We start from the raw sequence: 24,299 nt of genomic DNA on the forward strand, positions 1-24,299 counted from the left end.
CGGACGCGGACCTTCGGCATCGGGGCAGGGCATGTCCGCGCCACGAAAGTGGACGGTGTCAACAGGGAATCCGCTCCGAAAGGAACATCATGGCCGTGCACGAGCACCCTCACCGGAGTTCCGGCTTCCACCTTCCGTCGTTCCGCAGGACCGGGACGGCACCGGCGGCGGCCGCCACGACGACGGCGACCGCGACGAGCCCGTACGTCTTCGCGTCCCTGCGCCTGCTGACCGGGTTCATCTTCCTGTGGGCGTTCCTCGACAAGACCTTCGGCTTCGGCTACGCGACCCCGTCCGGCAAGGGCTGGATCGACGGCGGCTCGCCCACCAAGGGCTTCCTCAGCGGTGTCGCGGCCGGGCCGATGGAGTCCACGTTCCACGACTGGGCCGGGGCCGGCTGGGCGGACTGGCTGTTCATGCTCGGTCTGCTCGGCATCGGTCTGGCGCTGGTCCTGGGCATCGGGCTGCGGCTCGCCGCGGTGGCGGGCACGTTGATGATGGCGCTGATGTGGATCGCCCAGTGGCCGCCGGCCAAGCACCTGTCCGACGGCTCGCCGAGCATGTCGGCCAACCCGTTCGCCGAGTACCACGTCGTGTACGCCGTCGTCCTGATCGCCCTCGCGGCGGTGGGAGCCGGCGCGGTCTGGGGACTCGGCAAGGCCTGGGCCCGGCTGCCCTTCGTCAGCCGCAACCCCTGGCTGCGGTGAGTCCAGGGGCCGCTGGGCCGGTCGGTCCCGACCGGGGACCAGCGGCCCCTCCACGAGGGCACCCGCACATCCGACTCTGGACACAGATCCCTGACCAGGAGGCAGACATCATGGTCCGCACCGTTGTAGTAGGCCTCGACGGCTCGTCCGAGAGCCGGGCCGCCGCCGAATGGGCGGCGCGCGAGGCGAAGCTGCGCGGCCTGCCGTTGAAGATCGTCAACGTCTGGGAGCCCGTCCCGGAACCCATGGCCCAGGCCCCGCTGCTCGGCACCGAGACCCAGCAGCACTGGACCGAGCGGATCCCGCGCGAGGCCGCCGAGGGGATCAGGCTGCGCCACCCCGGCATCGAGGTGACCACCGAGCAGCTCACCGGTGCCTACGCCGAGACCCTGGTCAAGGCCACCGAGGACGCGGAGCTGCTGGCCCTCGGCTCCCGCGGACTGAGCGGGTTCGGCGGCTTCATGGTCGGCTCCGTCGGCCTGTCCGTCGTGGCGCACTCCACCCGGCCGGTCGTCCTGGTCCGCGCCGGGGAGCAGGCGGCCGACGAGCACGAACCGGACCCGGCGGGCATCCCCTCGGCCGCCACCGGCTACCGGCCCGTCCTCCTCGGCCTCGACGCCGAGAGCCCCGACGACTCGGTGATCGAGTTCGCCTTCGAGGCGGCCGCCCGCCGCGAGACCGGCCTGCGGGTGCTGCACGGCTGGAACCTGCCGCCGTACTACGTCTACGGACTGTCCCGCGACGTCCGGCTCCACGACGAACTCACCCGGCAGAAGGCCGCCATCCTGACGGAAACGCTGCGCCCCTGGCGCCAGAAGCACCCGAACGTGGAAGTCACCGAGGAGTCCCCGTCCGGCAGCCCCGGCGCCCACCTGGTGGACGCCTCCCGCGAGGCATCCCTGGTCGTCGTCGGCCGCCGTGTCCGCCGCAGCCCGTTCGGCGCGCACATCGGCCCGATCACCCACGCCGTCCTGCACCACGCCGCCGCCCCCGTAGCGGTCGTCGCCCACAACTGACACCGAGTCCCGAGGAGTTGACCCCATGAAGGCAGCGGTCGTCCGAGCCTTCGGCGAGCCCCTGGTCATCGAGGAGCGCCCCGACCCCGAACCCGGCCCCGGCCAGGTCCGCATCCGTGTCGAGGCCTCCGGGCTGTGCCACACCGACATCCACGCCGCGCACGGCGACTGGCCGGTCAAGCCCAACCCGCCGTTCGTCCCCGGACACGAGGGCGTCGGCCTCGTCGAGAAGCTCGGCGACGGCGTCACCCACCTCGCCGTCGGCTGGCGGGTCGCCGTGCCGTGGCTGGGCTGGGCCTGCGGGCGGTGCGAGCACTGCCTGTCCGGCTGGGAGACGCTGTGCGAGCGGCAGATCAACACCGGCTACGGCTGCGACGGCGGCTACGCGGAGAAGGTGCTCGCCTGGGCCGACTTCGCGCAGCCCGTGCCGGACGGTGTCACCGCCGTCGACGCCGCCCCGCTGACCTGCGCCGGCGTGACCACGTACAAGGCGCTCAAGGTCGCAGGCGTCCAGCCCTCCCAGCTAGTCGCGATCTCCGGAGTCGGCGGACTCGGGCACCTGGCGGTGCAGTACGCGAAGATCGCCGGAGCCACCGTCGCGGCCGTCGACGTCACTGACGACAAGCTCGAACTCGCCGCCGAACTGGGCGCCGACATCGTCATCGACGCCCGCAAGGAGGACGTCGGCGAGGTGCTGAAGCGGCACGGCGGCGTTCACGCCGCGATCGCCCTCGCCGTGAACGACAAGGCGTTCGCCGACGTCAACTCCGGTCTGCGGCGCGGCGGCAGGCTCGTCATGGTCGCCCTGCCCGCGCACGGCACCGTCCAGGTCCCGATCTTCGACACCGTCCTGAACGGGACGAGCGTGATCGGCTCGATCGTGGGCACCCGGCAGGACCTCGCCGAGGTCTTCCAACTGCACGCGGCCGGCCATACGAAGGTCATCTGCGAGACCCGCCCGCTCGCCTCCGTCAACGAGTCCATCGACGAGGTGCTGCGCGGCCAGGTCAAGGCCCGGATCGTGTTCGACCTCGGCGCGCAGCGGTGACGGCGATGGACCTGCCGATCGTCGTCGGCGTCGACGGCTCGGAGCCCAGCCTGCGGGCCGTCGACTGGGCGTCCGACGAGGCCGCACTGCGCGGGGTGCCGCTCAGCGTCGTGTACGCCTGCCTGTGGGAGCAGTACGAGCGTGCCGCACTGGCCAAGGACCTCGGCAAGGCCTCGGCGCGGCGGCTGCCCCAGGAGATCACCGGCGCCGCCGCCCGACGGGCACACGATCGGCACCCGGATCTGACGGTGACCTCCGACGTGCTGTTCGAGGAGCCCGAGTACGCCCTGGTGCGCGCGAGCCGGAACGCCTGCGCGCTGGTCGTCGGCAGTCGCGGCCGCAGTTCGCTCGCCGAGGCGCTGCTCGGCGCCGTCAGCCTGACGGCCGCCGCACACGCCCACTGCCCCGTGGTCGTGCTCCGCGGCAGCCACGACAACCAGGCGACACCACCGGTGCACGGACGGATCGTGGTGGGCGTCGGCGACGGCGCCGAGGACTCGGCGGCGGTGCGCTTCGCCTACGAGGAGGCCCGGCGCCGCGGCGTCCCCCTGGAAGCGATACGGGCCTGGCGGTGCCCCGCGCACGAGACCACCGACCACCCGCTGCTCACCGGAGCACCCGCCGAGCTGCACGAGCGGGACGCCGAGGAGACACTGGCCAAGGCCCTGCGGGACGCCCCGCCGGATCTTCAGGTGCACCGCCGGACCCTCGAGGGGCACGCCCGCCGCGTGCTGGTGGACGCCTCGCACAGCGCCGACCTCCTGATCGTCGGCGCCAAGCGTCGCGCCGGCCACCTCGGGCTCCAGCTCGGCCGCGTCGCCCACACGGCACTGCACCACTCGGCCTGCCCGGTCGCCGTCGTACCGCAGCCGGCCTGACCGGCCCGTTTGCTGTTGAACCCCCCCCATGACCTACGGAGTCACCCATGGCAGAGCTGGAACGCCGGCCCGGCACCGAACTGACCGACGACGAACTGCACCGGCTCGACGCCCACTGGCGGGCCGCCAACTACCTCGCCGCCGGACAGATCTACCTGATGTCGAACCCGCTGCTGACCGAGCCCCTCGCGCCGGAGCACATCAAGCCGCGACTGCTGGGTCACTGGGGCACCTCGCCGGGCCTGAACCTCGTGTACACCCACCTCAACCGCGTCATCAAGGAGCGCGGGCTCGACGCCCTGTGCGTGTGGGGCCCGGGGCACGGAGGGCCGTCCGTGCTGGCCGGCTCCTGGCTGGACGGCAGCTACAGCGAGACCTATCCGGACGTGACGCGCGACGCACAGGGGATGGAGCGGCTGTTCCGGCAGTTCTCCTTCCCCGGCGGCGTGCCCAGCCATGTGGCGCCGGAGGTCCCGGGCTCCATCCATGAGGGCGGCGAGCTCGGCTACTCGCTCTCCCACGCCTACGGCGCCGCCTTCGACAACCCCGACCTGGTCGTCGCCTGCGTCATCGGCGACGGCGAGGCGGAGACCGGTCCGCTGGCCGCCTCCTGGCACTCCAACAAGTTCCTCGACCCGGTCCACGACGGCGCCGTCCTGCCGATCCTGCACCTCAACGGCTACAAGATCGCCAACCCGACCGTGCTGTCCCGCCTGCCCGAGCACGAACTGGACGCCCTGCTGCGCGGATACGGCCACGAACCCCTCCACGTCACCGGCGACGACCCGGCCACCGTGCACCGCGCCCTGGCCCACGCCCTGGACGACGCGCTCGACCGGATCGCCGTGCTCCAGCGCACCGCCCGTGAGGACGGCATCGGCGAGCGCGCCCACTGGCCGATGATCGTGCTGCGCACACCGAAGGGCTGGACCGGCCCCGCCGAGGTCGACGGTGTGCCGGTGGAGGGAACCTGGCGCGCCCACCAGGTCCCGCTCGCCGGCGTCCGGGAGAACCCGGACCACCTGCGCCAACTCGAGGCGTGGCTGCGCTCGTACCGGCCCGAGGAACTGTTCCACCCGGACGGCACACCCGTCGCCGACGTCCTCGCCTGCGTCCCCGAGGGCGCCCGCCGCCTGGGCGCCACCCCGCACGCCAACGGCGGTCTCCTCATGCGCGACCTGCCCGTGCGGTCCCTGGACTCCTTCGCCGTACCGGTCGACAAGCCGGGCACGACCCTGCACGAGCCGACCCGGATCCTCGGCGACCTGCTGGAACAGGTCATGAAGGACACCCGTATCCGCCGGGACTTCAGGGTCGTCGGCCCGGACGAGACCGCCTCCAACCGGCTCCAGGCCGTCTTCGACGCCAGCGGCAAGGCCTGGCAGGCCGGGACACTTCCGGTCGACGAGCACCTGGACCGGCACGGCCGGGTGCTGGAGATCCTCTCCGAACACACCTGCCAGGGCTGGCTGGAGGGCTACCTCCTCACCGGCCGGCACGGACTGTTCGCCAGCTACGAGGCGTTCGTGCACATCGTCGACTCCATGGTCAACCAGCACATCAAGTGGCTGAAGACGTCCAGGGGGCTGCCGTGGCGCGCGCCCATCGCCTCCCTCAACTACCTGCTGACCTCCCATGTGTGGCGGCAGGACCACAACGGCTTCTCCCACCAGGACCCCGGCTTCGTCGACCACGTCCTCAACAAGAGCCCCGAAGTCGTACGGGTCTATCTGCCGCCGGACGCCAACACGCTCCTGTCCGTCGCCGGCCACGCCCTGCGCAGCCGCGACTACGTCAATGTGATCGTCGCCGGCAAGCAGCCCTGCTTCGACTGGCTGTCCATGGACGCCGCCCGCGCCCACTGTGCACGCGGAGCCGGCATCTGGGACTGGGCCGGCACGGAGGACGGCGCCGAGCCCGACGTCGTGCTCGCCTGCGCGGGCGACGTGCCCACCCAGGAGGTCCTGGCGGCCGCCCAGTTGCTCCGCCGCCATCTGCCCGGCCTGGCCGTGCGCGTGGTCAACGTCGTCGACATGACCCGGCTGCTGCCGCGCGAGGAACACCCGCACGGCATGACGGAGTTCGAGTACGACGGTCTGTTCACCAAGGACAAGCCGGTGATCTTCGCGTACCACGGCTATCCGTGGCTGATCCACCGCCTCGCCTACCGCCGCACCGGTCACCCCAACCTGCATGTGCGCGGCTACAAGGAGTCCGGGACCACGACCACGCCGTTCGACATGGTCGTCCGCAACGACCTCGACCGCTACCGCCTGGTCATGGACGTCATCGACCGCGTCCCCGGCCTCGCGGTGCGCGCCACCGCGGTACGCCAGCAGATGGCCGATGCCCGCACCCGCCACCACGCCTGGATCCGCGAGCACGGCACCGACCTGCCCGAGGTCGCCGACTGGACCTGGAACGCCTGACCAGGTCTTCGAGGTGGGCCGGACCGCCCGCCGCCCGGCCCCGCACACAGGGCCGACCGGCCCACCCACACCGCCCGGACAGCCCATGGGGCCGCCGCCCGTTCCGCTGGACGCTCTAAGTGCCGGGGAAGACCCGGAGGAATGCCGAGGGGAACCGCGATGACGGACGACACGCTCAGTCGGCCCACGGTCCACGCCCTGCTCGCGGACGGCACCACCGTGTGCATCCGCCCCGTGCGGCGGGACGGTCACGACCAGGTGCAGGGGCTGTACGAGGAGATGTCCCCGGAGAACCTGCGCCTGAGGTTCTTCGCCGCAAGCCGCCGCTCCGCCCAGATGGCCGCCGACCGGGCCTGCGCCGGGGCGGGCCCCGGGTACCGGGCGCTGCTGGCCGAGACCGGCGGCCGGGTGATCGGTCTCGCCGAGTACGACCGGGACGGCACCGGGACCACGGCGGAGATCTCCATCGCGGTCGCCGACGGACTGCACCACCGGGGCGTCGGCACCCTGCTCGTCGAGCACCTGGTCTCCGCGGCCCGCGCCGAGGGCGTCACCGAGTTCACGGCCGACGTGCTGAGCGAGAACCACGAGGTGCTGAAGCTCTTCGCCGACCTCGGCCTGCGGACCACCCGCCGCTTCGAGGGCCCGGAGGTGCGCTGCACGATCGCCCTCGACCAGAGCGACACCTATCTCACGGCCGTGGAGGAACGCGGCCGTGCCGCCGACGTCGCGAGCCTCGAACCACCGCTGCGGCCGCGCACCGTCGCCGTCGTCGGCGCCGGACGCAAGGCGGGCTCGGTGGGCCGGGCGATCCTGCACCACCTGCACGCGGGCCGCTACACCGGCCGCCTGTTCGCGGTGAACCCGCGCGCGAACTCGATCCTCGGCGTGCCCTGCCACTCCTCGGTCGGCGCCCTGCCCACGACCCCCGACCTCGCGATCCTCGCCGTACCCGCCGCCGCGGTCCCCGGCGCCGCCGAGGAGTGCGGCAAGGCGGGCGTGCGCGCGCTGCTGGTCGTCACCGCGGGACTGGACGCCGGCCAGGCGCGGGCCCTGCTGGAGGCCTGCCGCGCCCACGGCATGCGCCTCGTCGGGCCGAACTGCCTCGGCGTCTCCAACACCGACCCCGAGCTGCGCCTGGACGCCACCTTCGCCGCCGGCCATCCGCGCCCCGGCACCGCGGGCGTCGCCGTCCAGTCCGGCGGCGTCGGCATCGCCCTGCTCGACGGGCTGTCCCGGCTCGGCATCGGCGTCTCCTCCTTCGCCTCCCTCGGCGACAAGTACGACGTCAGCGGCAACGACATGCTCCAGTGGTGGGAGAGCGACGGCCACACCGATCTCGCCTTGCTCCACCTGGAGTCCTTCGGCAGCCCGCGCGCCTTCTCGCACACGGCCCGCCGCGTGACCCGCCGGATGCCGTTCCTGACCGTCGACGCCGGCCGCACCGAGGCGGGCCGCCGCGCTGCCGCCTCGCACACCGCGGCCGCCGCCACCCGCACCATGACGCGCGGCGCGCTGTTCACCCAGGCGGGCATCACCGCCACCCGCTCCTGCGGCGAACTCCTCGAAGCGGCCGCGCTGTTGCACTCCCAGCCGCTGCCCGAGGGGCCCCGCGTCGCCATCGTCACCAACGCCGGGGGAGCGGGGGTCCTCGCCGCCGACGCCTGCGCCGAGGCCGGGCTGCAACTCCCCGCGCTCACCCCGGAACTGATCGACGACCTGCGCGCCGTCCTCCCGGAAGGCGCCGCCGTCGGCAACCCCGTCGACGCCACCGCCGCCGTCACGGAGGAGCAGCTCACGGACTGCGTGGTCCGGATCATGCGGAACGGCGCCGCCGACGCCGTCCTCGTGGCCCTCGTCCCCACCGCGGTCGCCGCGGCGACCGGCGACGACCTCGTCCGAGCCCTCACCCACATCCCCGGACGACACCCCGAGCCGATCGTCGCGGTACGACTCGAACAGGGGCTGTCGGTCGAGCTGTTGCCCGCTGCCGACGACACCACCATCCCGTCGTACGCCGAACCCCAGGCGGCGGCCCGGGCGTTGGCCCATGCGGCCCGGCGCACCGCCTGGCTGGCCCGGCCCGCCGGGACGGTCCCCGACCTCGACGGCATCGAGACGGACCGCGCCCACACCGTCGTCGAGGCCTACCTCGACCGGCACCCCGACGGCGGCTGGCTCGACCCGCGACAGTGCGCCGAACTCCTCGGCTGCTACGGCATTCCCCAGCCGGCCTGGGCCTGGGCGGACACCGAGAACGACGCCGTCCTCGCCGCGGACCGGCTGCGCGGCGCCGACGGCCGGGTCGTGATGAAGGGCCACTGGCCGGGCCTGGTCCACAAGAGCGCCGAACACGCCGTCCACCTCGATCTGCGCGGCGACCATCAAGTCCGCGCCGCCTTCCGCGACCTGGAGACCAGGTTCGCCGGGCTGCTGGAAGGCGTGCTGATCCAGCCGCTCGCCGACCGCGGCACCGAACTGTTCGCCGGCGTCGTCCAGGACCAGGTCTTCGGCCCCCTCGTCCTGTTCGGACTCGGCGGCACCGCGACGGAGGTCCTCGCCGACCACGCCGCACGGCTCGCCCCGCTCACCGACCACGACGTCCACGACCTGATCACGTCCCCGCGCTGCGCCCCGCTCCTGCTCGGCACGAACGGCGCCCGGCCCGTGGACCTCCAGGGCCTCGAACAACTGCTGCTGCGGCTGTCCCGCATGGCGAGTGACCTGCCCCAGCTCGCCGAGGCGGACTTCAACCCCGTGCTCGCGACATCGGGCAGGGTCACCGTGCTCGACGCGCGCATCCGCCTGCTGCCGCGCAGGCCCCAGGACCCGTATCTGCGCCGACTCCGCTGAGGAGGAACAGTCATGAAGCACAACAAGGTCGGCTCCGTGATGACCACGGAGGTCGTCCGCGCCGAGTACGGCACCCCGTTCAAGGAGGTCGCCCGGCTGCTCGGTGACCACCGCATCAGCGGACTGCCGGTCGTCGACGAGGACGAGCGGGTCATCGGCGTCATCTCCGAGACCGACCTGATGGTCCGGCAGGCTGAGACCCCCGACCCGTACGAGCTCAGGAAGCGCTTCCGCTTCGACCGGCTGACCCGCACCGGCCGGGAGCGGGCCGTGAAGGTCCGGGCCCGCACGGCCGGGCAGCTCATGACCGAGCCCGCCGTCACGGTGCACGCCGACGACACCATCGTCGAGGCCGCCCGGACCATGGCGAAGCACCACGTGGAACGGCTGCCCGTCCTCGACGAGCAGCAGCGGCTGGTGGGGATCGTCACCCGCCGCGACCTGCTCCAGGTCTTCCTGCGGCCGGACGAGGCCATCCGCGCCGAGGTCGTCGACGAGGTCCTGGTCCTGGCCCTGTGGCTGCCGCCGCGCAGCATCGCCGTCTCCGTCACCGAGGGCGTGGTCACGCTGCTCGGCCAGATGGAGCGCAAGAGCGAGACGGAGATCGCCCTGTCCATGACCCGGCAGATCGACGGCGTCGTCGCGGTCGTCGACAAGCTCACCCACCGACTGGACGACTCGCATGTGAGGCCCGACTCCCCGGCGCTGCACGGCGTCGCCGACGAGTGGCTGCGCAAGCTGTGATGTGGTGAAAGGAGGCGGAGCACCATGACCGCCACCAAGGTGCTGGTCGCCTACGGGACGACCAACGGATCGACGGCGCAGATCGCCGAGGCGGTGGCCGAGGTCCTGCGCAAGGAAGGCCTCACCGCCGAGGCCCTGCCGGCTCGCTCCGTGGCCCGTGTGGACGTGTACGACGCCGTCGTGGTCGGCGGCGGACTGTACGCCGGACGCTGGCGCAAGGACTCCCGCCGGTTCCTCAAGCGGCACGGCGGTGAGCTGGCGGGACGCCCGCTGTGGCTGTTCAGCAGCGGCCCGCTGGACCCCTCGGCCTCCGAGCGGGACATCCCGCCCGTGCCCGGACTGCAGCGGGCCATGACCCGGCTCGGCGCGAAGGGGCACGTCACCTTCGGCGGCTGCCTGGAGGAGGGCGCCAAGGGATGGGTCGCGAGGATGATCATCAAGAACGGAAAGGGCGGCGACTACCGGGACTTCGCCCGGATCGAGGACTGGTCGCGCGGCGTCGCCCACGACCTGGTCACCACGGCCTGAGCCAGGCAGCGCGGGCCAGGAACGTCCACGAAGGGTGGCAGCACCATGTCCCTGTCGTACGAGATCCCCGGCCCCGCCGCCGCCCGCGTGGGCCACGGTCACGCCGCTCTCCACCTGGCCCGCGCCGCTTCCCTGGCGCCCTCACCGCACAACTGCCAGCCGTGGCTCTTCGCCGAGGAGGGCCGCGACCACGGCTTCGAGGTGTATCTGCACGGGGGGCGGCGGATGATCCTCACCGACCCCGGCGGCCGGGAGGCGGTCATAGCCTGCGGGGCCGCCCTGTTCAACGTGCGCATGGCCGTACGCCAGTTGGGCTTCCAGCCCGCCGTCGAACTCCTGCCGACAGGGAACTCCAGTCACCTGGCGCACGTGGCCTACGCGGCCCACGCCCCGGCCACGCCGGAGGAGACGGTGATGGCCGGCGCCATGCCCCACCGGCACACCCACCGCGGGCCCTTCGGCCCCGACCCCGTGCCGGACACCCTCCTCGACGAACTCCACGAGCACGTCCGTGCCGAGGGCGCCGAGCTGCTGGTCATCGACGAGCCGGAGAAGCTCCGGCTGCTCGCGGACCTGGTGCGCACCGCCGAGGATCTGCATCGCGCGGATCCGCGTCACGCCGCCGAGATCCGCCGGCTCGTCGGCCCGGAGGGGGTGCCCGTGGAGGCATGCCGCCACCACTCGGACACCGTCCTGCTCGCCGGCCGCGACTATCTCGGGCTCGCGCCGTACTGGGTTCGCCCCGGCCGCCGATGGACCGGACGCACCGGGACCGTCGCCGTGCTGTCCACACCCGGCGACAGCCGCACCGACTGGCTCCGCTCGGCCAGGCCCTCCAACGGCTCCTCCTGCACGCGACCGCCCACCACGTCGCGGCGGCCTTCCACACCCAGCCCCTCGAACTGCCCGTACTGCGGGCTCAGTTGCGCACGCACCTCGTCGGCGGCCGGTTCCCGCAGGTGGTCCTGCGCCTCGGCCGTACGACCCGCACCTCGCGCACCCTCCGTCGGCCGCCCGCCGAGGTGCTGATCCGCGACGTCCTTCGGGACCGGTGACGACGATGACCCGGCCCGGGCGACTGTGCTGGCGCCTGAGGCGCAACCCTCTCAGGCGCCGCAGCTACCTGACGGAGGCCTGGCTGATCCTCCTGGCCTGGACGTCCGCCGTCCTTGTCGCCGTCGTCACGGGCGTCCTGACCGCGCACGCCGTCGAGCGCGACATGAACGGCCTGCGGGCGCAGCGGCACCCCGTCACGGCGGTGCTCACCGAGGACGCGGAGACGTCCACGTCCGCCACCGAGGGCGCCGACAGCGCCCGCGTCTGGGCCAAGGTCCGCTGGGCCGCCGCGGACGGCACCTCCGGGACGGGACTGGCCCGCGTCGAGCCCGGCCGTAAGGCAGGGGAGACGACGCGGGTGTGGCTGAACGACAAGGGACGGCTCGTGCCCGCGCCCCCGACCCGTGACCAGGCCGAACTCCAGGGCGCGGTGCTGGGCACGGCGGCCGCGGTGGGCGTCGGCGCGCTGCCGGTTCTCGCCGGCTGGGCCGCGATCGCCCACCTGGAGCGGCAGCGGCTGCGGCAATGGGAGACGGAGTGGGCCGAGGTCGGTCCCCGGTGGCGGCGGAAGGCCGGCTGACGGGACGCGCTCAGATGACAGAAGATGACAGAAAGAGGCCGCTCCTCAGCCTGCCCCTCAGCAGATGCGCGGCAGCTGCTCCCCGAGCGGCATCTCCACGATCCGCCGGGCGCCGACCAGGGTGCGCAGGGTCACCCGACCCGCCGGCCCGTCCGGCAGCACCTCACCGATCCGCACCGCCCCCGCGCCCTCGGCGACCGAACGCATCGCGCTCAGGGCGCCCTCCGCCCCGTCGGCGGAGGCGAAGGCGACCAGGCAGCCCTCGTTGGCGACGACCAGCGGGTCGAGGCCGAGCAGATCGCAGGCCGAGGCGACCGCCCCGGGCACCGGCACCGCGCTCTCCTCGATCTCGACGGCGACGGACGAGTCACGGGTGATCTCGTTGAGGGCCGCCGCGAGCCCGCCGCGCGTCGGATCGCGCAGCACATGGACGTCGGCGCCGAGCGGTGCCAGGGCGCCCACCAGGCGGTGCAGCGGCCGGGTGTCGGAGGCGATGTCGCCCTCGAAGCCGAGGCCTTCACGGGTGCTGAGCACGGTCGTGCCGTGCAGCCCGACCGGCCCGGACAGCAGGACCGCGTCGCCGGGGCGGGCCAGCGCGGCGGACGGATGCAACGAGCCGTGCCGCCGCCCGACGCCGGTCGTGTTGATGAACAGCCTGTCGGCGGCACCACGGCCCACGACCTTGGTGTCCCCGGTGACCACGGGCACCCCCGAGTCCTGGGCGGCCTTCCCCAGCGAGGAGAGGACCGCCCGCAGTTCGGCCAGCGGCAGCCCCTCCTCCACGATCAGGGAGACGGACAGCGCGAGCGGCCACGCGCCCCGCATCGCGAGGTCGTTGACCGTGCCGTGGACGGCGAGCGAGCCGATGTCCCCGCCGGGGAAGAACAGCGGACTGACCACGAAGCTGTCGGTGCTGATCACCAGTTCCCGGTACCCGGGCAGCAGCGCCGCGTCCTCCATGGGACCCGGGCCGCCGTCGAGGGCGGGCAGGATCAGCCGGTCCAGCAGCTCCGCGGTGAGGCGCCCGCCGGCTCCGTGGCCGAGCAGGACGACCTCGTCGTCGTGGTGGGGGCTGGGGCACTGGATGGTCATGCCGTTCTCCTCGCAGGAGTGCGTCCGGCCGCGTGGAAGGCGGCGCAGGTGCCCTCGGACGACACCATCGGCGCGCCGAGGGGGTGGCGGGGCGTGCAGCGGGTGCCGTACGCCGGGCAGTCGGTGGGCACCTTGGCCCCGGTGAGGACGGCACCGGCGATGCACTCGGGGTCCTCGACCGGGCACAGCCCGGCCACGTCGAAGCGCCGGGCGGCATCGAACCGCCGGTACCGCGGGGCGAGTTCCAGACCGCTGTCGGGCAGCGCCCCGATGCCCCGCCAGGCCCGGTCGGTCACCTGGAACACCTCGCGGACCGCGTCCTGCGCCTTGGTGTTGCCGGAGCGCCGCACGGCCCGTACGTACTGGTTCTCGACCTCGGAGCGCCCCGACTCGAGCTGCCGTACGGCCATCAGGATGCCCTCCAGCAGGTCCAGGGGCTCGAACCCGGTGACCACGATCGGCACCCGGTACTTCGCGGCGATCGGCTCGTACTCCCGCCAGCCCATCACCGCGCACACGTGCCCGGCCGCGAGGAAGGCCTGCACCTCGCAGTCCGGGTCGTCGAGCAGCGCCGTCATCGCGGGCGGCACCAGGACATGGCTGACCAGCATCGACAAGTTCGTCAGCCCCAGGCCGGCCGCGTGCAGCACGGCCGTCGCGTTGGCGGGCGCGGTCGTCTCGAAGCCGACCGCGAGGAAGACGACCTCCTTGTCGGGGTGCTCGGCGGCCAGGCGCACGGCGTCCATCGGGGCGTAGACCACACGGACGTCCGCGCCCCGCGCCCGCAGCGACAGCAGGTCGGTGTCCGTGCCGGGCACGCGCAGCATGTCGCCGAAGCTGGTGAGGATCACACCGGGCCGGGCGGCGACGGCCATGGCCCGGTCCAGGGTCTCCAGCGGGGTCACACAGACCGGGCAGCCAGGGCCGTGGATCATCCGCATCCCGGCCGGCAGCAGCTCGTTCAGCAGTCGCCGGGCGAGGACGGGATCGCGGTACTCGTCGAGGTACTTCATCGCACGTGCGGCCCCTTCACCGGTGGCTGAGATCCAACTGGACGTCGACGACTCCCTCGACGGCCCGCACGGCCCGAGCCACCACCGGCACGAGCCCGCGCTCGGGCATCGAACCGCTGAGCGTGACCACGCCCTCGGTGACCGAGACGTCCAGCCCGGTGGTGATCGGCATGCAGGTCATCACCTGAGTGCGGATCTCGTCGGCGATCTCGGCGTCGGAACGCAGGAACACCTTCAGCAGATCGCTGCGGCTGACGACGCCCTGGAGCATGCCGACGCCGTCCACGACCGGAAGCCGCTTGACATGCCGGCGGGCCATGATGCGCGCCGCCTCGGCCAACGAGGCGTCCGCGTGCACGGTCACCGCCGGGGTGGTCATCAGCTCACCCGCGGTCAGCGCGGCCGCCTTGACACGCTCCGCGAGATCGCCGCCGATGTCGCTGCCGCCCCGGAACTCCTCCTTGGGCAGCAGGTCGGCCTCGGAGACGACGCCGACGACCCTGCCCTCACCGGCCAGCACCGGAACGGCGCTGACCTTCCACTGGTCGAGCAGCTCGACGATCTCCTTGAACGGCGCCTCGCTGCCGACGGCGACCACGGTGTGGGTCATCACATCGCTCACGGTGTACGGAGATTCAGGCATCACAGCCTCCCGCAGTTCTCGTCAGGTACGGACGACCGTCAGGTCGAGGAAGTGGGTCGAGCAGGAGATGCACGGGTCGTGGTTGCGGATCGCCCGCTCGCACAGGATCGTCAGCTCGCCGTCGTCCGGGTCGCCCTCGCCGATCGCCCGCTGGGTCAGCCGCCGCAGGTCGTCCTCGATCGCGCCCTGGTTCTGCGCGGTCGGCGGCACCAGCAGGGCGCTGGTCACGATTCCGGCGGGGTCGAGTTCGTAGCGGTGGTAGAGCACCCCGCGGGGCGCCTCGGTGGCACCGTGCCCGATGCCCGCGACCGGCGGCACCTCGGTGTACGGACGCGGGCGGCTCGTACGCCCTGATGATCCGCAGCGCCTCGGAGACGGCGTACAGCGTCTCCACCGCCCGCACCAGGATCGACCGGAACGGGTTGCGGCACACCGCCCCGTCGCGCGGATCGCCGAGCCCGTCCGCCACCGCCGCCTGCAGCGCCACCGGCGAGAGCCGGGCGCCGCTGATCGCGAACCGGGCCAGGGAGCCGGTGGGATGGAGCCGCCCGTCGAGCCGCGAGTGCAGTGCCGTGGAGTGCGGGACGTGCGTCTCGGCGACGCGCTCGGTGAAGTCCCGCACAGGGAAGGTGTCCGTGGTGCCGTCGGCGCGCAGCACGGTCGGTGTCCCGCTCTCGATGGCGTGCGTGTCCGGCTCGGCCGGCGCCAGCAGGTCGGCCTCGATGCGGGCGTCCGGGAACTCGAAGCCGGCGACCCAGCCCACGGTGTCCCACGCGTCGTCGAGCGCCCGCTTCAACTCCTCGGCCACCGGCCGTAGTTCGTCGCGGGTCGGCACGCGGTGGAAGCCGCCCAGGCGGACGTTGACCGGATGCACGGCCCGCCCGCCGAGCAGTTCCATCAGGGAGTTGCCCGCCTTCTTCAGCCTGAGTCCCCGCTCGACCTCGGCGCGGTGCGTGCGGGCCAGTTCGATGGCGCTCGCGCGGCCCAGCAAGTCCGGCGCGTGCAGCAGATAGATGTGCAGCGCCTGGCTCTCGATCCACTCGCCGCAGTACAGCAGCCGGCGCAGTTCGCCGATCACCGGGTCGACCGTCACCCCGCACGCGTCCTCGATCGCCGCGCAGGCGCTCATCTGGTACGCCACCGGGCAGATCCCGCACACCCGGGCCGTGATGTCCGGCGGCTCCGTGTAGGAGCGCCCGCGCAGGAACGCCTCGAAGAACCGCGGCGGCTCGTAGATCTCCAGCTTCGCCTCGGTGACCGTGCCGTCGTGGACGTGCAGGCGCAGCGCGCCCTCGCCCTCGACCCGGGACAGCGAGCCGACGTGCAGCAGACGGGAACCACGGTGCGTCACGACTCCAACTCCCTCTCGAACTTCTCGAACGCGGCGGTGTTGAACGTGTGCAGGAACCGCCCCACGTCGTCCTCGCCGAGGCCGTCGCGGCGCAGCAGCGGGATCAGCGCGGGCAGGTTCACCGACCCGGACGGGCCGAAGCAGCCGAAGCAGCCGCGGTGGTACGCCGGGCACAGCGCCCCGCAGCCCGCGTGTGTCACCGGGCCGAGGCAGGGCGTGCCCTGGGCGACGGTCACACAGACGGTGCCGCGCCGCTTGCACTCGAAGCACACGCTGTGATCGGGGATGTCCGGCTTGCGGCCGGCGAGGAAGGCGGTGATCACCTCGATGAGCTGACGCTTGTCGATCGGGCAGCCGCGCAGCTCGAAGTCGACGTCCACGTGCGCCGACACGGGCGTTGACGTGGCCAGCGTCTCGACGTACTCGGGGTGCGCGTACACCACGCGCCGGTACTCGTCGACGTCCGCGAAGTTCCGCAGCGCCTGGATGCCCCCGGCGGTCGCACACGCCCCGATGGTCACCAGATGGCGCGAGGCCGCCCGGATCGCACGGACCCGCTCGGCGTCCTCGGCCGTGGTGACCGAGCCCTCGACGAGGGACAAGTCGTACGGTCCGGGCGCCACCGCACTGGTCGCCTCCAGGAAGTGGGCGATCTCCACCTCGCCCGTCAGCGCCAGGAGTTCGTCCTCGCAGTCCAGCAGGGTGAGCTGGCAGCCGTCGCAGGAGGCCAGTTTGAATACGGCGAGGGTGGGGGCCATCTCACAACTCCCTTACCGACAGCAGCGGTTCGGCCTGAGCCCAGTTCACGACCGGCCCCGCCCGGCACAGCAGCGGGCCGAGCCGGCAGTGCCCGCAGTGCCCGGTCGCGCAGCGCATGTTGCGCTCCAGCGACACGCGGACACGGTCGTGCGGGACGCCGCGCTGGACGAGTTCGCGGGCGGTGGCCCGGATCATGGGCTCGGGCCCGCAGACGAACCCCCAGGTGGAGCCGGAGTCGAAGCGCGCCCGCCCCAGGAGCTGGGTGACCACGCCGACGTCCCCGCGCCAGCCCGGAGCGGGCTGGTCGACCGTGACCCCGGTGAAGGCGGTGGGCCGGCTCTCCACCTCTTCGCGGCCGATCAGGTCGTCCGGGGTGCGGGCCCCGACGAGGACGTTGACGCGGCGGTACGCCTCCGGCTCGGCCAGCGCGCCGAGGATCAACGGCCGCAGCGGGGCGAGGCCGATACCGCCGGCCACGATCAGCACGTCACTGCCGCGCGCCCGCCACAGTTCCCAACTGTTGCCGTAGGGGCCGCGGATCCCGACGACATCGCCGACCCGCGCGGCGCACAGCCCTTCGGAGACCGCGCCCACGGAGCGGACGGTGTGCGCCAGACCGCCCGTGGCCTGCACGGAGCTGACCGACACCGGGATCTCGCCCCGGCCGAAGGAGTGCACCATCGCGAACTGCCCCGGCGCGAAGTCGGGCAGCGCCGCGGCCACCGGTTCCAGGCACAGCGTGACCGTGTCCGCGGTCTCCGCCCGGCGGGCGATCACACGATGGGGGACCGGCACGGTGGTCATCGCGGCTCCTTCGTCTCGTAGATCCCGTACAGGTCGACCAGCCGGGCGCGCGCCGCGTTCAGCCGGTGCGCCAGCACCCGGCCGACCCAGTGCTCGACGGCACGGCCGAACTCGGGGTCGTTCAGACAGGCGAGACGGACGGCGACGGCGTCGAACTCGTAGGCCCGCAGCGGCGTCACGGCCTCGGCGCCCAACTGCCACACGTACGGCTCGTACAGCCAGGACCAGCCGACGAGGTCACCGACACCGAGCGTCTCGATGACCGGTGGCCGGCGCCCGGGCACATGCATGTCGAGGGCGGCCGTGCCGTCCCGGATGATCCAGAAGCGGTTCGCGTGCCCGCCCTCCTCGAACAGGCGGGTGCCCCGCGGGAAGCTCACCTCGCGGCCGACGCGCAGCAGCCGCTCGCGGTGCTCCACGGGCAGGGCGTGGTTCATGCGCAGGGCGATCGAGGGAGGCATCAGCCCGTCTCCGTTCCGGTCGTCGCGTGAGCGGTGCGTTTGGCGTCCAGGGCGGCGACCTCCTCCGTGATGTCGATGCCGGCCGGGCACCAGGTGATGCAGCGTCCGCAGCCGACGCATCCGGACATGCCGAACTGGTCGTGCCAGGTGGAGAGCTTGTGGGTGAGCCACTGCCGGTAGCGGCTGCGGGGAGAGGAGCGGACCGGCCCGCCGTGCAGATAGGAGAAGTCCAGGTCGAAGCAGGAGTCCCAGCGCCATGGTGCAGTTGCCGCAGGTCAGACAGCGGGCCGCGACGTCGTCCCAGCGCTCGGCGGTCAGGCTCGCACCCATGAGGGTGCGCAGTTCGACCGGGGGCAGCGAACGGCCCATGCGGTCACGGGCCGCCACCACGGCGGCGTCGGCGGTCTCCTCGGCGACCGGGTCGGCGGTGCGGTGCGGTATCCCCTCGAGGAGTTCGGCGCCTTCGTCGCTGCCGACGAGGACGAGGAAGCGGTGCCCGTCCTCGTCCACGACCTCGGTCAGCGCCAGGTCGTAGCCGGGGTCGGCCGCGGGGCCGCCGCCGGTGGACACGCAGAAGCAGGTCGCGCCGGGCTCGGTGCACTCGGCGGCGATCAGCAGTGCCTTGCCGCGACGCTTGCCGTACCCGGTGTCCTCGTACCGTCCGCCAATCAGCACCCGGTCCTGGATCGCGATGGCCCGCAGGTCACAGGGGCGGACGCCGAGGAAGGCGTGCAAGGGCCGCGTCGGCTCGTCCGCGGTGAAGGAGATGTCCCCCTCTGCCGTCCGGTCGGCGCTCCACAGCTTCTCCCGCGCCGGGTGCAGAAAGGACTTCCAGGACTGCGGGCCGGCGCTGTGCGCGAAGGCCGCGCCGTCCTCGCGGGGGACCGGCCGGTACCGCCCGGCGTCCAGTTCGACGCCCCAGCCGTAGGGAAGAGCGTCCGCCGAGGTCAGCTCGCGGAGCACGATCGCGCCGTCGCGGACGGTCGGCCCGATGACCGTGCGTCCCTGCGCCACGCGGGCGGCGACCAGCGCGTTCAGACCATCCCGGTCGAGCACGGCGGGGGCTGTGGGGGCGGTCATGACGGTCCTCCTCGTCCGGGTGGCTCGTGCTCCTCCACCGTCAGGTTCCGACCGCGAGGGGTGCCGGCGGCAGGGGCTGACCGGCCCTCTTGACGGGCCGACCGGGTCCCTCCGGAGAGCCCGTTCGAGGACAGCCGGCGGGAAGGCGGTCAGGGGAGCGGCTCGCCCAGCTCGCTCTCCACCGCGTCCGCCATCGACCGCAGCACGTCGAGCGTGCGCTGTGCCTCCGCCTCGTCGACCTGGGTGATCGCGAAGCCGACGTGCACGATGACGTACGATCCGACGGCCGCCTCGGGCGTGTAGCTCAGACAGACCTCGCGCCGGATACCGCCGAAGTCGACCGTCGCCATGCGCAGGCCCGCGTCGTCGTGGACCTCCAGGATCCGCCCGGGGATGCCCAGGCACATACGCGTTCACCCCTCCCCGGCCAGCCGTGCGACCGCGACCGCCGCCTGGCCGTAGCTGATGCCGCCGTCCCCGACGGGGACCTGACCGCCGACGAGTACCCGCAGGCCCGCTGCCTGCAGCCGGCGTTTCACCTCCGTCAGCAGCCGCCGGTTCACGAAGCAGCCGCCGCCCAGGCACACCGTGCGCGGCGCGCCCTCGCCCACGGCCCGCGCCGGGAGTTCGGCGGTGACGATCGCGAGCGTCAGATGGAAGGCCGCCGCCAGTCGGGCCGGCGGCTCCCCGTCCCGCTGCCGCCGCAGCAGATCGGACAGCGTCGGCACGGAGTCGTACACCCACAGGCCCCGCTCCCGTACCACCCGATGGGCGAGCGGTACGGCATGCTCGTCGCCGGCCGCCGCTTCGAGCAGGACGGCCGCCTCACCTTCGTAACTCACCTGGTCGGTGAGGCCGAGCAGGGCCGCCGCCGTGTCGAAGAGGCGTCCGGCGCTGGAGGCGCGCGGGCAGTTGACGTCCCGCGCGACCATGGCGCGCACGGCCGCGACCTCGGCCGGGTCGAGCCGGTCGGTGAAGGGCCGGGTGAGCCAGGGGTAGGGGCGTGGGGCGCCCAGCATCTCGCCGCCCAGCAGATGGCCGAGGGCAGTGCGGGATGGATGGCGTACCGCAGCGTCGCCGCCGGGCAGGGGCGCCGTGGCGAACCTGCCCACGCGGCGGTAGCCGCTCAGATCGGCGACGAGGATCTCGCCGCCCCACAGCGTCCCGTCGTCGCCCAGGCCCAGCCCGTCGTAGGCGATCCCGAGGAACCGGCCGCGCACCCCGTGCTCGGCCGCACAGGCGGCCACGTGCGCGTGATGGTGCTGTACCGGGACGCGGCACAGCGGCTGCTCCGTCGCCCACCGCGTGGACAGATATCCGGGGTGCAGGTCGTGGGCGAGGACGGCGGGCTCGATTCCGGTGAGTTCCTTGAGATGGCCGTACGACGTCGTGAACGCCTCGTGCGTCGGGAGGTCGGCCAGGTCCCCGGTGTGCGGACCGATGTGGGCCCGGCCGTCGGCGGCGAGGGTGAACGTGTGCTTGAGCTGGGCGCCGCCACCGGCCACCGGCCGCCCCACGGCCAGCGGCAGCGGGGCGGGAGCGAGCCCGCGCGCCCGGCGGACCGTGATCCTCGTCCGCCCGGTGAAACACACCACGGAGTCGTCGTACCGGGACCGGATCGGCCGGTCGTGCGTGAGGAACCCGTCCGACACGGCGGCCAGGCTGCCGCGTGCTTCTTCGTCATCGATGGCGATCGGCTCGTGGCTGAGATTGCCGCTGGTGACCACCAGGGGCCGCGCCAGCTCGTCCAGGAGGAGGTGGTGCAGGCCGGTGGTGGGCAGGAACAGGCCGACCCGGCTCAGGCCGGGGTGGACCTCGGGGGCGAGCGGAGCCGCGCGCCCACGCCACCGGCGGCGGCCCAGCAGCACCACCGGGCGCTCCGGGGAGGTCAGGGCCGCACGCTCGCCCGCGCCGATCTGCGCGAGCCGCGCGGCCGCCGCGAGGTCCGCGACCATCACGGCGAACGGCTTCGCCGGACGCCGCTTACGACGACGCAGCTCCGCCACGGCCACCGGGTCGCCCGCGTCGCACACGAGCTGGTAGCCGCCCAGCCCCTTCAACGCGACGATGCCGCCGCGGTCGACCGTGCGCACCGCCGCCCGCAGCGCCTCCTCGCCGCGCAGCTCCTCCCAGGCGAGCCGTGGCCCGCAGGCCGGGCAGGCGACGGGTTCGGCGTGGAACCGCCGGTCGCCGGAGTCGGCGTACTCGGCGGCGCACTCGCCGCACAGCGGGAAGCGGCGCATGGTCGTGCGGATCCGGTCGTACGGCAGGCCCTCGATGATCGTGGCGCGCGGGCCGCAGTCGGTGCAGTTGATGAACGGGTAGCGGTAGCGGCGGTCGCGGGGGTCGTACAGCTCGCCGAGACAGGCGTCGCAGATGGCCGCGTCCGGCGGGATCTCGCGGGCAGCGGTGTCCCGGCCGCCGCCGGGGGCGCTGAGCCGTACCTGGAATCCCGGGTCGGACGGCCGAGCGTGCACACCGTTGGTCAGCCGGACGCGGCGCACCCGCGCGAGGGCCGGTGCGTCGGTGCGCAGCCGGGCGGCGAACTCCTCGACCGCACGCGTGGGCCCGCAGACCTCGCCCTCCACATGGCCGTCGACGTTGGCCACCCAGCCGTCCAGGCCGAGCCCGGCCGCGGTCCGGTAGACGAAGGGCCGGAAACCGACGCCCTGGACGATGCCCTCGACGGAGAAGTGACGCACGGTCATCGCTGCCCCCCCGGCCGACACGTCACCGCTGCGCGCGATCTCGTCCTCGACCGCCGTCGCGACGGGCTCCACCGCGGCCGCGACGGCAGGGGAGAGGCCGGTGCCCAGCTCGCTCTCGGCGCCCTCGACGGCGTACACGACCAGCCGCTCGGGCAGCATGCCCAGCACCCGGGCCAGCTCCACGGCCTCGCCCAGCCCCAGCCCGTGAGAACTGGTGGTCGACGGCTGCGCGAGGCACCCGGCGTCGAGTGCCAGGCGGTGCACCCGCCCGGGCGTGCCCGGGCGGGTGTGGGCCGCGTCGACGACCACCGCGAGACGGGCGCCCTCCCACAGGCCGAGCAGTCGGCCGGGGTCGCCGTCGCAGGTCGCGAGGTCGGTGTCCGGCGGCAACGCCCGCTGCTCGGCCCGCTCGCGCAGCCGGGCGAGCACCGCCCAGCCCACGCCGTCGTCGCGCCGGAACTCGTTCCCGACCCCGATGACGGCGATGCGACCGCGTCTCCTCATGCCCTCACCGTGGGCCACGACCGCCGCATGCCGCATGGGCCGAACGACCCCTGCCAAGGGGCCGACCCTCCCCGGCCACCCTCGCCTGTCGCACCGAGCCGTGAACCCGTCGGGGCGCTATGCCGGGACGACCGCGACCGGGCACAGCGCGAGCGCCGTACGGCCCGAGCGGCGGCCGACCACCACCAGACCGCGGTTCCCGGAGGCATGGGCGAGCGCGACCTCCGGGGCCAACAGCACGACGTCCTCCAGAACGTCCACCTCCGGATACTTGCCGCGCCACGGCCGCAGCGCGTCCGACAGCCGCTGCACCTCGTCGTCCTCCCAGGTGGCGCGGTCCTCCTCCAGCACGGGGAAGGGCCGCTGCGCCGCCCGCGCGAGCGGCGCCCAGACATGTACGGCGTGCAGCCGGACGCCGCGCAGCCCGGCCGCCTCGAAGGCGAGGCCGACGGCGCCGCTCGCCGGGCCGCGGGCATCGATCCCGAGGGTCACGCCGTCGGCACGGCCGGGTGGTCCCTCGCCCGTCGGCGCACCGGGGACCAGCACCACCGGACGCGGGCATGCCCGGACCATGGCGGTGGCGGTCGAGCCCACGGGAATCCTGGGGTGAGCGCCCTCGCCGCGCAGACCGAGCACCAGCAGCTCCGCGTCCCCGGCCGCCGTGCGCAGGGCCGCCGCCGGATCCCCGGTGACATTCAGGCCCTGGGCACGCAAACCCGGGTGCCGGCCGATGAGTTCGGCGACCACGTGGTCCGCCACCGCCTCGGGACGGTACGGCCGGCGCTCGGCCGGATCCGGGCCGCCCGGCGGGGACACGTGCACCACCCGCAGCGGCAGGCCGCGCGACAGCGCCTCACGCGCGGCCCAGTCCGCCGCCGCACGGCTGCGTACCGACCGGTCCACGCCGGTGATGATCGCTCGCTCCATGATGTGCCGCCTTCCACTCCGGGGGAACTCGATGCGCGGGCCGTTCCAGCGTCGCCTCGCGCACGACCGGCACACAGGGGGCCGAACGGGCCCGGACCGAGGCCCTGGCGGCCCATGTCCGCCGGGAGGGCTCGGGCGGACGCTGGCACCGAGGAGCAGACCGACCACAGGAGGTGCGCGCCATGCTTCCGTCCGTCATGGCCGGCGTCGACGGATCCCCCGAGAGCCTCGCCGCCGCCATGGGGGTACCTCCCACGCCCTTAAGGCAGTGGGGGAGGGCCGCCCGCGAGGCGGTGCGCCGGGACCGGCCGCTGCGTCTGGTGCACGTCTGGAACTGGCACCCCGGCCAAGGCGCGGCGGAGCCGGCACCGGCGGTCCGGCGCCATCTGGGCCGGCGCGCGCTGCGCCAGGCCGAGGACCGGATCCGCCGTACCTGCCCCGGCGTCAAACTCGACGACGAGCAGATGCCGGGACCCGCGACCACCGCCCTGCTCCACGCGGCCGAGCAGTCCGTACTGCTGGTGCTGGGCTCGCGCGGGCTCAGCGGATTCACCGGGTTCCTGGTCGGGTCGGTCGCACTGGGAGTGGTGGCGCGCGCCATGCAGCCCGTCGTCCTCGTCCGGGCCGACGAGGAGGCGTCCGACGAGCACGTTCCGGCCGCCGACGGCGGCCCCTCCACCCGCACCGGCTACCGCGACGTCGTCCTGGGCATCGACCTCGACGACCCCTGCGACGAAGTGATCGAGTTCGCCTTCGAGGCGGCCCGACTGCGCGGCGCGCGCCTGCACACCGTGCACGCCTGGCAGACACCGTCCCCGCTCGGGCTCGGCCCCGGCGACATCGGCCTGGTGGACGGCCCGGGACAGGCCGACGAATGGCTCGGCTTCCTCACCGCCGTCATGAAGGTGTGGCGGGACAAGTATCCCGAGGTCGAGGTCGCGGAGACCGTCACCGAGGGCCGCGCCCAGTCCGTGCTGGTCCGCGCCGCCACCGGGGTGAGCCTGCTCGTGGTCGGCCGCCGGACGACCGAACGCCCGACCGGCCCGCGCACCGGACCCGTCACGCACGCCGCCATCCATCACGTCGGCTGCCCCGTGGCCGTCGTTCCCCACGAGTGA

20 protein-coding genes and 2 pseudogenes are annotated in these 24,299 nt (G+C 73.5%); 11 read left to right on the top strand and 11 right to left on the bottom strand.

The window, feature by feature from the left end:
* The first annotated feature begins 89 nt into the window (after positions 1-89).
* From ACP4J3_RS43070 to ACP4J3_RS43115, 10 genes are all read left to right on the top strand, one after another.
* Positions 90-707: a hypothetical protein gene (locus tag ACP4J3_RS43070; protein ID WP_426542371.1), complete on the top strand. Its 618-nt coding sequence runs from the start codon at positions 90-92 to the stop codon at positions 705-707.
* A gap of 110 nt (positions 708-817) precedes the next feature.
* Positions 818-1,723, top strand: coding sequence for a universal stress protein (locus ACP4J3_RS43075; RefSeq protein ID WP_426542373.1), 906 nt, complete (start codon positions 818-820; stop codon positions 1,721-1,723).
* 25 nt (positions 1,724-1,748) lie between these two features.
* Positions 1,749-2,771, top strand: coding sequence for a zinc-dependent alcohol dehydrogenase (locus tag ACP4J3_RS43080; RefSeq protein WP_426542375.1), 1,023 nt, complete (start codon positions 1,749-1,751; stop codon positions 2,769-2,771).
* Positions 2,772-2,776: 5 nt separating this feature from the next.
* Positions 2,777-3,649 carry a universal stress protein gene (locus ACP4J3_RS43085; protein ID WP_426542377.1) on the top strand — a complete coding sequence of 291 codons (873 nt, stop codon included), beginning with the start codon at positions 2,777-2,779 and terminating at the stop codon, positions 3,647-3,649.
* 47 nt (positions 3,650-3,696) lie between these two features.
* Positions 3,697-6,078 carry a phosphoketolase family protein gene (locus ACP4J3_RS43090; protein ID WP_426542379.1) on the top strand — a complete coding sequence of 794 codons (2,382 nt, stop codon included), beginning with the start codon at positions 3,697-3,699 and terminating at the stop codon, positions 6,076-6,078.
* Positions 6,079-6,237: 159 nt separating this feature from the next.
* Positions 6,238-8,931, top strand: a complete 2,694-nt coding sequence (locus ACP4J3_RS43095) for a GNAT family N-acetyltransferase (protein WP_426542381.1) — start codon at positions 6,238-6,240, stop codon at positions 8,929-8,931.
* A 12-nt stretch (positions 8,932-8,943) separates the two neighbouring features.
* Positions 8,944-9,675: a CBS domain-containing protein gene (locus tag ACP4J3_RS43100; protein ID WP_426542383.1), complete on the top strand. Its 732-nt coding sequence runs from the start codon at positions 8,944-8,946 to the stop codon at positions 9,673-9,675.
* 24 nt (positions 9,676-9,699) lie between these two features.
* Positions 9,700-10,203 (top strand): flavodoxin domain-containing protein, encoded by a 504-nt coding sequence (locus tag ACP4J3_RS43105; RefSeq protein ID WP_426542385.1) that lies wholly within the window; start codon positions 9,700-9,702, stop codon positions 10,201-10,203.
* Between the two features lie 45 nt (positions 10,204-10,248).
* Entirely contained in the window at positions 10,249-11,232 is a 984-nt protein-coding gene (locus ACP4J3_RS43110) for a hypothetical protein (RefSeq protein ID WP_426542387.1), read from the top strand.
* A 31-nt stretch (positions 11,233-11,263) separates the two neighbouring features.
* Positions 11,264-11,839 carry an Rv1733c family protein gene (locus ACP4J3_RS43115; RefSeq protein WP_426542451.1) on the top strand — a complete coding sequence of 192 codons (576 nt, stop codon included), beginning with the start codon at positions 11,264-11,266 and terminating at the stop codon, positions 11,837-11,839.
* Positions 11,840-11,896: 57 nt separating this feature from the next.
* Here the strand turns inward: ACP4J3_RS43115 and hypE are convergent, their stop codons facing one another.
* The 11 genes and pseudogenes from hypE to ACP4J3_RS43170 all read right to left on the bottom strand — a co-directional run bounded on the left by hypE (position 11,897) and on the right by ACP4J3_RS43170 (position 23,181).
* Complete coding sequence (gene hypE / locus ACP4J3_RS43120) at positions 11,897-12,931, bottom strand: hydrogenase expression/formation protein HypE (RefSeq protein WP_426542389.1); 1,035 nt, start codon at positions 12,929-12,931, stop codon at positions 11,897-11,899.
* Positions 12,928-13,944: a hydrogenase formation protein HypD gene (gene hypD / locus ACP4J3_RS43125; RefSeq protein WP_426542391.1), complete on the bottom strand. Its 1,017-nt coding sequence runs from the start codon at positions 13,942-13,944 to the stop codon at positions 12,928-12,930. The genes hypE and hypD overlap by 4 nt, the downstream gene beginning before the upstream one ends.
* A 16-nt stretch (positions 13,945-13,960) precedes the next feature.
* A complete protein-coding gene (locus ACP4J3_RS43130) occupies positions 13,961-14,587 on the bottom strand; it encodes a CBS domain-containing protein (RefSeq protein WP_426542393.1) in 627 nt (208 codons plus the stop codon).
* Positions 14,588-14,608: 21 nt separating this feature from the next.
* Positions 14,609-15,938 (bottom strand): annotated as a pseudogene (locus ACP4J3_RS43135) (Ni/Fe hydrogenase subunit alpha).
* Positions 15,935-16,696 carry an oxidoreductase gene (locus ACP4J3_RS43140; protein WP_426542395.1) on the bottom strand — a complete coding sequence of 254 codons (762 nt, stop codon included), beginning with the start codon at positions 16,694-16,696 and terminating at the stop codon, positions 15,935-15,937. The pseudogene ACP4J3_RS43135 and the gene ACP4J3_RS43140 overlap by 4 nt, the downstream one beginning before the upstream one ends.
* A gap of 1 nt (position 16,697) precedes the next feature.
* Positions 16,698-17,501 (bottom strand): FAD/NAD(P)-binding protein, encoded by an 804-nt coding sequence (locus tag ACP4J3_RS43145; protein WP_426542397.1) that lies wholly within the window; start codon positions 17,499-17,501, stop codon positions 16,698-16,700.
* Positions 17,498-17,962, bottom strand: a complete 465-nt coding sequence (locus ACP4J3_RS43150; RefSeq protein ID WP_426542399.1) for a Crp/Fnr family transcriptional regulator — start codon at positions 17,960-17,962, stop codon at positions 17,498-17,500. The genes ACP4J3_RS43145 and ACP4J3_RS43150 overlap by 4 nt, the downstream gene beginning before the upstream one ends.
* Positions 17,962-19,042 (bottom strand): annotated as a pseudogene (locus tag ACP4J3_RS43155) (4Fe-4S dicluster domain-containing protein). Before ACP4J3_RS43155 ends, ACP4J3_RS43150 begins: the two are co-directional and overlap by 1 nt.
* A gap of 149 nt (positions 19,043-19,191) precedes the next feature.
* Complete coding sequence (locus ACP4J3_RS43160; protein WP_426542401.1) at positions 19,192-19,449, bottom strand: HypC/HybG/HupF family hydrogenase formation chaperone; 258 nt, start codon at positions 19,447-19,449, stop codon at positions 19,192-19,194.
* Between the two features lie 6 nt (positions 19,450-19,455).
* Positions 19,456-22,254 carry a carbamoyltransferase HypF gene (gene hypF / locus ACP4J3_RS43165; RefSeq protein WP_426542403.1) on the bottom strand — a complete coding sequence of 933 codons (2,799 nt, stop codon included), beginning with the start codon at positions 22,252-22,254 and terminating at the stop codon, positions 19,456-19,458.
* A gap of 117 nt (positions 22,255-22,371) precedes the next feature.
* The gene (locus ACP4J3_RS43170) at positions 22,372-23,181 is read right to left on the bottom strand and encodes a universal stress protein (protein ID WP_426542405.1); all 810 of its coding nucleotides are present in this window, start codon (positions 23,179-23,181) and stop codon (positions 22,372-22,374) included.
* Positions 23,182-23,363: 182 nt separating this feature from the next.
* Between ACP4J3_RS43170 and ACP4J3_RS43175 the strand changes: the two genes are divergently transcribed.
* The gene (locus ACP4J3_RS43175; RefSeq protein WP_426542407.1) at positions 23,364-24,299 is read left to right on the top strand and encodes a universal stress protein; all 936 of its coding nucleotides are present in this window, start codon (positions 23,364-23,366) and stop codon (positions 24,297-24,299) included.

Source organism: Streptomyces sp. UG1 (assembly GCF_049974585.1).
In the GTDB taxonomy this organism is placed as follows: Bacteria; Actinomycetota; Actinomycetes; order Streptomycetales; family Streptomycetaceae; genus Streptomyces.

Bases quoted from the DNA above. Each gene is read 5' to 3' on its own strand.
- ACP4J3_RS43100 (WP_426542383.1), top strand. From the start codon at position 8,944: ATGAAGCACAACAAGGTCGGCTCCGTGATGACCACGGAGGTCGTCCGC.
- ACP4J3_RS43085 (WP_426542377.1), top strand. From the start codon at position 2,777: ATGGACCTGCCGATCGTCGTCGGCGTCGACGGCTCGGAGCCCAGCCTG.
- ACP4J3_RS43175 (WP_426542407.1), top strand. From the start codon at position 23,364: ATGCTTCCGTCCGTCATGGCCGGCGTCGACGGATCCCCCGAGAGCCTC.
- ACP4J3_RS43115 (WP_426542451.1), top strand. From the start codon at position 11,264: ATGACCCGGCCCGGGCGACTGTGCTGGCGCCTGAGGCGCAACCCTCTC.
- ACP4J3_RS43110 (WP_426542387.1), top strand. From the start codon at position 10,249: ATGTCCCTGTCGTACGAGATCCCCGGCCCCGCCGCCGCCCGCGTGGGC.
- ACP4J3_RS43160 (WP_426542401.1), bottom strand. From the start codon at position 19,449: ATGTGCCTGGGCATCCCCGGGCGGATCCTGGAGGTCCACGACGACGCG.
- ACP4J3_RS43150 (WP_426542399.1), bottom strand. From the start codon at position 17,962: ATGCCTCCCTCGATCGCCCTGCGCATGAACCACGCCCTGCCCGTGGAG.
- ACP4J3_RS43090 (WP_426542379.1), top strand. From the start codon at position 3,697: ATGGCAGAGCTGGAACGCCGGCCCGGCACCGAACTGACCGACGACGAA.
- ACP4J3_RS43105 (WP_426542385.1), top strand. From the start codon at position 9,700: ATGACCGCCACCAAGGTGCTGGTCGCCTACGGGACGACCAACGGATCG.
- ACP4J3_RS43075 (WP_426542373.1), top strand. From the start codon at position 818: ATGGTCCGCACCGTTGTAGTAGGCCTCGACGGCTCGTCCGAGAGCCGG.
- hypE (WP_426542389.1), bottom strand. From the start codon at position 12,931: ATGACCATCCAGTGCCCCAGCCCCCACCACGACGACGAGGTCGTCCTG.
- ACP4J3_RS43070 (WP_426542371.1), top strand. From the start codon at position 90: ATGGCCGTGCACGAGCACCCTCACCGGAGTTCCGGCTTCCACCTTCCG.
- ACP4J3_RS43080 (WP_426542375.1), top strand. From the start codon at position 1,749: ATGAAGGCAGCGGTCGTCCGAGCCTTCGGCGAGCCCCTGGTCATCGAG.
- hypD (WP_426542391.1), bottom strand. From the start codon at position 13,944: ATGAAGTACCTCGACGAGTACCGCGATCCCGTCCTCGCCCGGCGACTG.
- hypF (WP_426542403.1), bottom strand. From the start codon at position 22,254: ATGAGGAGACGCGGTCGCATCGCCGTCATCGGGGTCGGGAACGAGTTC.
- ACP4J3_RS43145 (WP_426542397.1), bottom strand. From the start codon at position 17,501: ATGACCACCGTGCCGGTCCCCCATCGTGTGATCGCCCGCCGGGCGGAG.
- ACP4J3_RS43170 (WP_426542405.1), bottom strand. From the start codon at position 23,181: ATGGAGCGAGCGATCATCACCGGCGTGGACCGGTCGGTACGCAGCCGT.
- ACP4J3_RS43130 (WP_426542393.1), bottom strand. From the start codon at position 14,587: ATGCCTGAATCTCCGTACACCGTGAGCGATGTGATGACCCACACCGTG.
- ACP4J3_RS43140 (WP_426542395.1), bottom strand. From the start codon at position 16,696: ATGGCCCCCACCCTCGCCGTATTCAAACTGGCCTCCTGCGACGGCTGC.
- ACP4J3_RS43095 (WP_426542381.1), top strand. From the start codon at position 6,238: ATGACGGACGACACGCTCAGTCGGCCCACGGTCCACGCCCTGCTCGCG.